The organism is Collinsella sp. TF08-11AT (assembly GCF_003437035.1).
Classification (GTDB): Bacteria; Actinomycetota; Coriobacteriia; order Coriobacteriales; family Coriobacteriaceae; genus Collinsella.
On the sequence record NZ_QSRL01000023.1, the window covers coordinates 1 to 10,225 of the forward strand.

A 10,225-nucleotide genomic window follows, 5' to 3' on the forward strand; every position below is an offset into this window, starting at 1 on the left:
GCGCCCGCCCCCGCGGAGGCCCGCCACGAAACCCGCCCATCTACTACCTTTGGGCGGCACCGCCCGACCACACCGCCGATGGCAAAACGAAAACCGCAGGTAGACGGCCTGCGGTTTTCGCGAAACGAGAGGCGTGGTCGAGGGGTCGGGTCAAAAAGTAGTAGATGCCCCGCTTTCGTGGCGGAGGCATTTTGAGCGGCTAATCCAGGGTGCCAGCGAGCGAGAAAAACGACCGTCTAGCAATCGATTTGCAGCCAATTGCACATGACGTTGGCTCGTAGCTCCGTTTCCGCCGTCTTTTGAGCCCCAGTTTTGTTCCTATAGCGCAATTCCAGGCGCGAACAAAGACTTCTAACGATCGCATCAAGCTGGTCAGCATCGTTAAGCATGTCGTGCGTAACCAGAAAGACGTCATACCCCATGCTTTGCAGCGCCGTCATGCGCTTGGCATCGTGGTCAAGCACAGCACCCGATCCATGGATAACTTCCCCCTGAAGCTCCACGATGCCCGCCTTCATTATGGTCGGATTAACGATCACGATGTCCCCGTAGCAAACTTTTTGCCCTGCAATGCTCTGTGCCGATGCGGTAAGCGGCGTAAGATCGTTGACATAAACGTCTCGAAAGCCGGCGCCGCCGCGGGAGCGCGGAAGCGACAGCAAAAGAATGCCAGCAACTTCGAGCGGAGACGCTGCTATGCCCGTCACCATCTGCGCGGCGTTGTAGAACTTCGCGCCCCACTTGCGGCTTTTCATCTTCCTTGCGTACTCATGAAGCTCGTGTAATTCGATGAGCGGCTTTCTCATCCAAAGCGATGTGCCCTTTAGCTTTATGGCCTCTTTCGTTTTCTTTTTCCCGTCTGGCCCCTTTGCGTTTGCCGGTTCTTTGACTTTTACGCGCGCATAAACGCGTTTCCACGGCGCTTCGTCTTGGCTTTCATCGAGTTCAAAGAGGGATTCGGTGGTGGCTCCTTTAACGGCGTCATCGGCTTTCCGTAGTTCCGCTTCTATCGCAGCGGTGGGCTTAAAGACGGAGAACCACCCACAGAATTCGTACATGGCAAGGACAAGATCGAATGGAGACATAAAGCGTGCCATGGTAAATAGCGTCGAAAGTGGGTTGGTTACCCTAAAGCCCAATGTGGTTTCCAACGTACTGTCCACCCCCGAAGCGTCTTCGCAGTGGATTGTCGTTCGCAAACCCGAATGGTAGTTAACGCCACCAGGCGCTGTCGTGGTAATGATCGGGGCCTTGAGGACTTCGGTTACGAAAGGGGCTTGGGACAGAGCCCGCCAGCCTTCTTCGGAGTTGGGCAGGCGCGGGTAGAGATCGCGCACCTGAGGCGGGCAACGCCAGTAGCGGAATGCGGTGTTTGCGCAGACGATTTCGTCCATTTGCGCCTCCCCTGGTATCGGCCATATGCCGTGCGGATTACGGACATCGCCGATTATCTACTGGGGCACCATGCGGGTAAGTACCGGAAGCTGACCAAACACTGACCAATAGCTTGACGAGTTCTGCCGAAAATCCCTCGTGTGATAGAAATCAGCTGGAAGGAGTTCTGGGCGTGTGGTCCCTGTCTCCACATTTGCGCATGAATCACATGGGGAATTCAATGAAAATACGCATGCGTTTTATGCAAAACATGCAATGGCGTCGGTAAAAGGGTGCGATAAACAATGACACCTTATACGACTGCGATTCGATTTTGGTGTCAGTTTTGGTGTCACACTTAGTGTCAAAAAGAAAAAGGCCAGAGTTTTAACATCTCTGGCCTGCGCTTTTGATGGTGGGCGATACAAGATTCGAACTTGTGACCCCATCCGTGTGAAGGATATGCTCTACCCCTGAGCCAATCGCCCGTCACCTTTCGGCAAAAGAGATACTAACATAGCCGCGCGTGGTTTACCAAGAACTTTTTGCCCTCGATTTTAAATTCGTGGGTGCTAGCCAAGCCAAAGTAAGCAAAGCAATCGGCAAAACAGCAGATAAACCTACCTTTACCGCTTAATCCACGAAGTCTCGGGGCGGCAGATCAGTCGCGCGTTGTTGTAAGCTATGTCGAGCGTAAGGCAGGTGCGCGCGGCGTAAAAGCCGTCCTCGCGCTGGATGGTCAGCGCCAGCTCGGGCTTGTCGCCGGTCAGGCACAGCGGTAGCAGCAGCTGGATCCGGCCGCCGTAGAACTGCGGCACGGCGAGCGTGTAGTTGGCGGCGGCGCGGCGGGCGGCCTCGACGACGGCGCCCTCAAAGGCGCGGCGCAGCAGCAGCGAGTTGCCCTCCCCCATCAGGCTGGCAGGAATGCGCGTAAGGTTTTCCTCGTCGCCCAGAATGTGGTCGATGTTGGAACGGATGGGCAGGCGGTAGTCAAAGACCAGCTCGGAGGGGTCCTCGGTAAAGCGCACGCGGCACGGAAGGTACTCAAACGGGACCAGCATGGGGTCGCTTTCCTTAAAGAAGCCCTTCAAAAACCAGCGCTGGCGCGCATCGGGCTTGGTGTTGGGCTCAAATAGACCGTAGATGGTCTCGTAACGGCGTGTGTACAGGCCGGTGTTAAACAGGCAGCGGTCGTCATCGAACACCAGCGGCAGGTTGGACGGTGCGGTCTGGTCCACGTCGCGCTCGGTCAAAAACACCGCGCGGCTAAACGAAAACGACAAGTAGTTTTTAAGGATGCGATTGCTAGGACCCCAGTCCTCGGGATCGGCGAGGTCGGCCAGGCGGTCGTAACAGGGCTCAGGGCAAAACGCAAAGTCGTAGACATTGCTGCACAGGGTGCTGGGGATTTCCATGTGGTGTCCAATCCATTTCATAGCTGTCGCTCGGATGTTTAAATTCTATACGTGCGATGCAATTCCGTGGAGTACAACACAGTGGCACTAGGAGTCGTACTCCAGAGCAATCGGTTGCCAGACGAGTTCTTCAATACTGAGGGGAACGGTCGAACGGATAGGTCTCCCTGCATTCGACGAGGGTCAGTCCCACATGGGCGATAATATCGCGCGCGAGCTCGTCGCCCGCCATGCCGCAGACGACGCGAGGCATACCGCGCTCAAACTGTTTCATCTCAAGAGCGTTCGACAGGATCGCCGTCAACTCGGCTGGAGTCAGCCCTTGGTCACAGAGGGCAAAATCGACCGTCTCGCCGTGTCCGGAAGTGTGCAGCAAAATTCAGAATTGTTGACTAGAGCTGCATTGATAAGATCAGTGCCGTTGTCGAAGCGACCGAACTTCCCCGTCGCAAAGAATGCGTCACCTTTGCGGATGGCCTCGAGGGTCTCCGGATTGGGCTCTTTTGAAGGAATGGATTGAGGGCTGGTATTCACAAGCTCCTCGTCCTGTTTACAGCACTTCATAGACAAGCGCATCTTCCCGCTCGATACTTAACAGTAGAACGTCAGTGAATCATCGCCAAAGGTTTCGCACCACTTGTCACATATGAATTGATGGTTCATGGTGATTAGTTTTGAAGGATCCCTGAGATCCTTAGCCGGAATCTTGCTCTCGTTGTTCGCAAGCTTGCATCCGCCGTCTTTCGTCAGCCAAAACTTAGTCGAATTAGCAGCCGCCCTCTTTACGCCAACGTGGATGTGAATTGGTTCTCCGTTTTCCGCAATCCAAAAGAATAGAACGTACTGCCCGAAAATAAGAACTCGAGGCATTATGCCACGGCCGGTCCGGCTTTTTGGCGTTCGGCGAGCTCGAAGATAAACGGAGCGTTTGATCTAACAAATTCTGTCAAGAAATTGAGGTCATCAGCAGTAAATCCTTCGACGTTGAACCATTTGACTGCAGGCAAGAAGCATTCCGCATGGTCAAAGCCAAAGTCAACCGGGCGCTCGACGGCTACGCGAACGGTTCCGTCTTCTCTTGTCTCTGAGTAGGCAAACTGGGTGCCATCATCAAGCTGAACATAGCTCCAAAACATGACTACCTCCTTAGTGTTTGCATTTGAGTATAAAGAACGAAGTGGATTTAACACGAGGTGAATTGAATTAATCCAATAAGACCCGAACCCTGCCGGCCGACTGCATAGGCCGTCTTAATCGACAGTGCCATATGTCTACGAAAAAAGCCCGAGCCAACGAATAGATAGGGGTTGCGCCCCGCTTCATTAATCAAACGAACAACGCTGCTCGCGATGTCATCTCTTCTGACTTTCATATAACCGCCCCTCACCAACTCCTATTTTAAGTATAGAACATATGTTTGCGTATTGCCACAAGCGATAGTCCTTGTTGCGGAAACGCATATGGCTGCACGTTAGACATTGCATGCATGAAAAAAGCAACGCTCCCTTGCCGAAAGCGTTGCCCTTAAAGCTCCTACAGAGCTCTTGTATCGCAGCCAGGTGCGTCGCACCGCATCAGCAGCGATATGCGATGCCCAGAAGCACTGTTCCCAGCAGGAAAAGTGCCATGGACGCGACGATCCAGTGTTTGTCGCCGGTCTTGGGAAGCGCCGGTGTTGTTGCCATAGTGGATTTGGGGTTGGTCGTCTTGGTGACTGTGGTCTTGGTGACCGTTGTCTTGAGCGACGTGGCTGCGGGTTTCACCGCAGGATCCGTCGCCGGCCCCGCACCGGGTTGCCCCGCAGAGGGGCCGGCGCCACCAGTAGGCTCGCCCGTGCCATCCCTCGGCACCTCGCCGCCGGGTGTAACGGTCTCCCCTGCCGGGGCGGTGGCGCCATCGGGCTCGATCACCACATGCGTGGCCACGGCCCTGTCAGCATTTACCACGCTGGCAGCGCCAAAGGCCCCGCCTGCGGGCGTCACAAAGTGCGCCGCTACGAGCGATCCGCGATTGCAGACAACGCCGGCATCCGTACCGGTTGCATCCAGCCAGGACGCATCCACGTCAAGCGTCTCGCTCGCAGTGTCAGCTCCAGATCCCTCGTCGAGCAAGCGCACGCCATAAAAGCGCAAGCCCGCATCGGATCCCGTACCCGCGGCAACAACACGCCCGCCTCCACGTACGGTTAAGCTGCCTGCGGCAATGCCGGCTACGGTCTGGTTAAGAACACCTGCACCATCGGCCATGGCATTGAGCGTGCAGCCGTCCACCACCAGCGCCTGGGCCACATGGATACCACATTGCGAACCAGACGCCGTGAGCGAGCCGGATCCGCGAAGCGTAAGGTTTCCCCACACCTCCATACCGCTCATGGAAATGTCCGCATCGGGCGCATGCGTCTCGACCACGGAGTTTTGCCCCACAAGCGTCACCACCAGGTCGTCGTCGGCGCCGATGGCTTCACCCGCATAGCCGGTTAGCTCCAGATGTTCGGCATCGATCCAAGCCCAACCGGGGCCCGAAACACCTGGCTCATAGTACGTGGAACCCGCAATGAACAGGCTGTCCGCGTCCGCGGCATAAAAAGGCCCGCCCAGCAAAACGCATAGGCAGGCCATGACAGTAAACAGAATGTAGTGTCGGCTAGTGTGGAACGCGGTGGCAAACATAACCGTTCCGATCTTCGCAAGAGCCAATGGAAACTGTACCAGGAAATGACCTGGTAGCAGTAGCTTTTAGTGTAGCGAGATCAGACGATGGACAAGGTAAAAGCCTGTGATCGACTCCCAAAATTAGGTGTAAATCGTTTTGCCAATCGATGAAAGGCGGAGTCGTCGTCAGCTTGCCGTCCACTAGACTTTAAATCACGCTACGGATGGTTTTGAAAGCTTTGCCAAGAAGGAGCAAGCTCTAAAATAATCAAACTACAGTTTTCAAGATTCAAGAGAAGCGCCGCTTAGGCTATCGGCGTAATCACCAAATAAGAGATATGCACGTTGAATCCGGCGCCTGTGTCTATCAATAATTTCGAGCTCATTTTCAAGATTGAACGATTTAGAGTAAGTTTTTAGAAATAAGCCGGCGTACGGAGATACCGTTTGCGTTGATCCGGCCACTAAAGTTTGTGATATGTCGTGCATGCAATTGCCATGAATATCTCGAAAATGAGTCGCATCGTCGCCATGATACAAATCGTCGTCGACAATCTGTATAAGTTGAAGTCCAAAGGGGTTGTAAGCGCAAGATGCCTTCATCTCTTTAAACCAGTTAAATCGGGTGTCAGAAAGATAGGAATAATCACCTGTGGAGACTGACGCGAGTTTGACACATCCACGAACAAGTTGATCTTTAAACACATTAGGCAAGTCGCATGTAACCAAGAAAATCGGATAAACATAGTCCATGATCAACGTGTCCAGAATTTCTCTGTCTTCAGCTAACTTTATGATTTCACACCAGGCTTTTAACGATTTTTCATAACGAACTAAGAGTCGAAGAGAATCGAAAAGCGCATTATTGTAAGTCGTATAAACATCACGGTACACATCGTCTGCCAGATTGCCGAAAATTATATGCCTCAGAATATGAGTGTCCTCAAGTTGGATCGAATAACAGAGTCCAGGGTGCTTCCTGATGAGTTTGCAAAGCTCATTTGCAAACTCATCCTCACTGTCGAAATCACTCAAAAGCACTCACCTCCCACGCACTCGATAGGTCCCTATCAAAACTCAAAGGCTGTTTTTCGATTGGCAACGGATCAACTTGAACTCGCACTGGATAACTAGTCGCTGTACCGCTCACTACGCAGCAGCCCTGAGGGAGCACGGGTATCATGCTTGCACTTGCATGGTCAATGAACGAAACAGCTTTATTGATCGCTCTTAGATCGTCATCGTTTACAAGTCTGTGAATAAAATAGTTATGCATCTGCGAGAGAATTGTCGGGGATATATCGGCCGGTCTTTGGCTGCAAACAGTAAGGTACATGCCAAATTTACGGCCTTCTTTAACGATTTCCTCGAATGTTTCAAGGCGGTAATCGCGCCAGTACTCACTTTCGCGCTGGGATGAATACGACAAAATATTATGCGCTTCGTCCATGATGAGATGAACGCTGCTGTTTTGATTAGATCGTCCCCGCTTCTTCTGGTACTGATAGAGGCTCTTCGCAATTACGAGCGGTACAACCTTTATCTGATCAAGATTAACGTCGAGTAGCGAAACGACCACCACATCAGAATCAAAGGTGTCATTACTGGGTTCGTAAAGCTTCGAAGCCTCTCTAAGTTCAGCCGAATAACGCTGAACCAACGGCGCAACATGTTCACGCGAAACGGATCCCGAGCGAGTTTGTTCTAAGAAATTGTAGCGCGCGATGAATTCATGCAGCAAAGTAACACTGCTGGAGAGTGCTGCATAGTTAAGAGCATCGTAATGGAGGCCTTCAAAGATGCTAGAGGCGTCTTCCGGTTTATTCAAATAAGAGCCGTTGCAAACATTACGTAAAATTGGAGCGGCATTACCACAGAACAACTCTACCGAATCAAGTGCAGACTGGATTTCCTCCTCGCTTATCTCTGGAATTAAGGAAAAGAGCCTGACCAGATCTTCGCGCTGCTCGCTAAAGGCGGTGGCGCGACCACAATAGCCCTCAAGTAGATTCCTTACCATTCTTTTTAGATATGAATCTGGATGATGCATGGAACGTATAACTTCAACTTTCCGCATGCATCGCCTCAAAAACGGACGCTGCGTTTTCTCCGTTGCCTTGGCGAGCGTTGCCCATATGTCAACATCCAAGAAGAAGTCTGCAGGTACAGGAATCTTGTCTCCACCATTAGATTTAGTGCTAAGCCGATAGACCTTCTTGTGGGGGCATAGCACCGTTTCAGCAGTGTACTCACCGTTGAAATCGATTATCATGAACTTACTTACGCCCTGCTTGCCGCGCCTTTCTAGACAGTCGGTGAATATGCGACAAAGAGTGTTTGACTTTCCTGATCCCGTATTACCGAATATGCCAATGTGGCTAGCGAATAGCGCGTTGAACGAAAGATTGACATCGATACCGTCATGGCCTGCTAGGGTACCCACCCTAAAGCCAGTTCCAGAAGTTAAGTTAGGAGAATTTACAAAAGCAAGCTGTTCGGGTGAGAGGAGATACGCTTTTGAACGGACTAGGGGTAAGACTTCAACTCCGCGTTTGAAGCGGCCAGCGGTGAAGCTGCCGAACACGGAGACATCAACATAACGTTCAAGATACGCGCCGGGCGCCTCCCGCTTTTCGGGACCTGCAGAATCAGCCGACCTTCTCTCCTGCTGATAGTCGCCTTCTATCACTCCAATTACATCATCGTATCCGTAGGAAATACGCAAGTATGCTCCTACTGATACGCCACGCACGAGCTGCCCGCAGTAAAAGATGCTTGCTTCGTTTGCCTGACTATAGACGCATATCTTAACCTTAGTCCCTCTGACTTCAGCAACCTCTCCAATTAAAAGGAGGTCGCCACTTACTTCACCGCGCATTTCAGCACCTCGGAAAGCTCTCGTAAACCAATTACGCCACCCTCGGTAGGAATAAAAAGATAGACGTTATCTGCATTTGGAAACAATGATTGATACCCAGTTGCATCTTCACGGGTGTAGCAGGAAATGATGACGATCAGTTGAGGGTTTGAGCGAATCGCCCTTCTTGTGAGCCCAAGAATGTGCTCGTCCGCAAAAGAAAAACCAAACACTATGAGAAGTGAATTGTTTCTGTCGAGCTCATTGGCGTAAATTCTCAGCAGATCATAGTAGCTCTGTTCAAGAACTGTCTCTTCAAATTTTTTCTTGGCGGGATTTACGATGCACAATGTAGCATCGTATTGATTGGCGAAGTTATTTACAATATGACTGTCATCCCCGCTGAGGGAACACGCAAGTAGGCGAAGATTGTTTACTCCAGCGTCGTCGCAATCTTTCTGCACAAGAATACCAACTTTTTCAACAGCTTTAGAGCTAATCAAGTCTTCGAAATTAATCAGACAATCCTTGAGGGTATCGTCAACGCTGGAATAGCCGATTCCAGCGTTGACGTTTTGCCTGCGCCATGTAAGTGATCCATGGACTTTAAAAACATTGGCAGTTGCAACTTGTGAGCTGTATTCCATGAAAAGAGATTGTTCGTACATAAGTCGACTAAAAGACGAGGTGTCGAACGCGGGACGCATGCGGCCGGTAAAGCCATCGTTAAAAGGCTGAACAAGCGTTTCGAGAGATGACTCTATCATTGGGTCGTAATTGGTAGTAAAAAAGTTCACACGCTTGGGAAGCATGGTTGCACCCCTGCCAGCAACAAGCTGCATAGCCGCAGATATAAAAGCAACCTGCAAGGAATCTGGTTGTTTGCCTTCAAGTGGAAGCATAACGGACTTGAAATACTCTGCTCGCAAAAGCCCGCGAGCAGTTTGCCAGATAGAATCAGTCGGATTATCACGCATAAGAGCATCGAAAGATTGAAACCAAGATTCGCGGTGGCCTAAAGTGGGAACGACGCCGGCAGAGAATCCAGACCCGAGAAGCATATTAATGTGTGCGCTAGCAAATACTTTACGCAAGAACTTGCATCGCTCTTCATCAATAATCTGTCTATCTTTTGAATCTCCATTAACCTCTATTATTCTTGACTGTTGAAGTGCGCGATCTTCCACTAAACCCCTTTCACCATAATTTATAAAATTATATAACCGCATTGTTGTCATGAGGAAGCTAGGGCTCAGTTTGAAATTGAGCGTTAGGCTTCTATAACTCTTAATCAAAATACGGTGGCTTATCGGCGTTGGCCGACAAGCCACCGTATTTAACATTGTTAGGTTTACGGAAAATTGAGTTTGCCCAACTCAGGCAAACCGCTCTCCCCTAGTCCCGCTTAAACAAATCCCTCGTGTACACCTTGTCCGCCACGTCCGCGAGCTCGTCGCTCCAGCGGTTGGCGACGATCACGTCGCAGCCGGCCTTGAAGACCTTCAGGTCGTGGGCAATCTCGGACCCGAAGAACTCCGGCGCGTCCAGCGTGGGCTCGTAGACCACCACGGGCACGCCTTTGGCCTTCACGCGCTTCATGACGCCCTGGATGGAGCTCGCGCGGAAGTTATAGCTGTTGGAGTTCATCGCTAAACGATATACTCGCCCACGATCGGCTTCTCCTTGTCGCAGCACAGTCTTAAGCTACTAGGGACGTTAAGCAAATTCTACGTGGAGCCATGCTCACGCAAAGGAAAACCCCTATCTTAACCAACAGGCGCCTAATGGGCGCCAATAAAGCTTTACACATTACGGGACTACGATGTCCTTAGATAAGATACAAGCAGCGGTCTTTTAGAAAGGATTGATACTTTGAGATCGCGTCGAAAATGTTGGTGTAAGGGTGGCACCCTAGCGCTCGTTTAACG

The 10,225-nt window shown here is 51.4% G+C and carries 10 protein-coding genes and 1 tRNA gene; all 11 read right to left on the reverse strand.

Translation table 11 applies throughout. The features are described from left to right. Nucleotides 1-236 precede the first annotated feature (236 nt). Nucleotides 237-1,394 carry a hypothetical protein gene (locus DXC79_RS09775; protein ID WP_117636051.1) on the reverse strand — a complete coding sequence of 386 codons (1,158 nt, stop codon included), beginning with the start codon at nt 1,392-1,394 and terminating at the stop codon, nt 237-239. Nucleotides 1,395-1,787: 393 nt separating this feature from the next. Next, nucleotides 1,788-1,862: transfer RNA gene (locus DXC79_RS09780), tRNA-Val, on the reverse strand. Between the two features lie 138 nt (nt 1,863-2,000). Next, nucleotides 2,001-2,789: a DUF3825 domain-containing protein gene (locus DXC79_RS09785; RefSeq protein ID WP_117636052.1), complete on the reverse strand. Its 789-nt coding sequence runs from the start codon at nt 2,787-2,789 to the stop codon at nt 2,001-2,003. A 130-nt stretch (nt 2,790-2,919) separates the two neighbouring features. Beyond that, nucleotides 2,920-3,063 carry a hypothetical protein gene (locus DXC79_RS10080; RefSeq protein WP_158551012.1) on the reverse strand — a complete coding sequence of 48 codons (144 nt, stop codon included), beginning with the start codon at nt 3,061-3,063 and terminating at the stop codon, nt 2,920-2,922. Between the two features lie 317 nt (nt 3,064-3,380). Next, complete coding sequence (locus DXC79_RS10330) at nt 3,381-3,659, reverse strand: DUF4160 domain-containing protein (protein ID WP_117636054.1); 279 nt, start codon at nt 3,657-3,659, stop codon at nt 3,381-3,383. Beyond that, nucleotides 3,659-3,925: a hypothetical protein gene (locus tag DXC79_RS09800; RefSeq protein ID WP_117636055.1), complete on the reverse strand. Its 267-nt coding sequence runs from the start codon at nt 3,923-3,925 to the stop codon at nt 3,659-3,661. The genes DXC79_RS10330 and DXC79_RS09800 overlap by 1 nt, the downstream gene beginning before the upstream one ends. A gap of 438 nt (nt 3,926-4,363) precedes the next feature. After that, the gene (locus DXC79_RS09805; protein WP_117636056.1) at nt 4,364-5,458 is read right to left on the reverse strand and encodes a hypothetical protein; all 1,095 of its coding nucleotides are present in this window, start codon (nt 5,456-5,458) and stop codon (nt 4,364-4,366) included. A 264-nt stretch (nt 5,459-5,722) separates the two neighbouring features. After that, a complete protein-coding gene (locus tag DXC79_RS09810) occupies nt 5,723-6,475 on the reverse strand; it encodes a hypothetical protein (protein WP_128620242.1) in 753 nt (250 codons plus the stop codon). Beyond that, a complete protein-coding gene (locus tag DXC79_RS09815) occupies nt 6,468-8,318 on the reverse strand; it encodes an ATP-binding protein (protein ID WP_117636058.1) in 1,851 nt (616 codons plus the stop codon). The genes DXC79_RS09810 and DXC79_RS09815 overlap by 8 nt, the downstream gene beginning before the upstream one ends. Next, nucleotides 8,303-9,484: an SIR2 family protein gene (locus DXC79_RS09820; protein ID WP_158551013.1), complete on the reverse strand. Its 1,182-nt coding sequence runs from the start codon at nt 9,482-9,484 to the stop codon at nt 8,303-8,305. Before DXC79_RS09820 ends, DXC79_RS09815 begins: the two co-directional genes overlap by 16 nt. A 208-nt stretch (nt 9,485-9,692) precedes the next feature. Further along, on the reverse strand, nt 9,693-9,944 hold the full coding sequence (locus DXC79_RS09825; RefSeq protein ID WP_199408694.1) for a hypothetical protein: 252 nt from the start codon (nt 9,942-9,944) through the stop codon (nt 9,693-9,695). Nucleotides 9,945-10,225: the final 281 nt, after the last annotated feature.

Excerpts from the sequence above, each read along its gene's own strand:
- DXC79_RS09775 (WP_117636051.1), bottom strand. The coding sequence starts at position 1,394 with ATGGACGAAATCGTCTGCGCAAACACCGCATTCCGCTACTGGCGTTGC.
- DXC79_RS09785 (WP_117636052.1), bottom strand. The coding sequence starts at position 2,789 with ATGGAAATCCCCAGCACCCTGTGCAGCAATGTCTACGACTTTGCGTTT.
- DXC79_RS10080 (WP_158551012.1), bottom strand. The coding sequence starts at position 3,063 with ATGAAACAGTTTGAGCGCGGTATGCCTCGCGTCGTCTGCGGCATGGCG.
- DXC79_RS10330 (WP_117636054.1), bottom strand. The coding sequence starts at position 3,659 with ATGCCTCGAGTTCTTATTTTCGGGCAGTACGTTCTATTCTTTTGGATT.
- DXC79_RS09800 (WP_117636055.1), bottom strand. The coding sequence starts at position 3,925 with ATGTTTTGGAGCTATGTTCAGCTTGATGATGGCACCCAGTTTGCCTAC.
- DXC79_RS09805 (WP_117636056.1), bottom strand. The coding sequence starts at position 5,458 with ATGTTTGCCACCGCGTTCCACACTAGCCGACACTACATTCTGTTTACT.
- DXC79_RS09815 (WP_117636058.1), bottom strand. The coding sequence starts at position 8,318 with ATGCGCGGTGAAGTAAGTGGCGACCTCCTTTTAATTGGAGAGGTTGCT.
- DXC79_RS09825 (WP_199408694.1), bottom strand. The coding sequence starts at position 9,944 with ATGAACTCCAACAGCTATAACTTCCGCGCGAGCTCCATCCAGGGCGTC.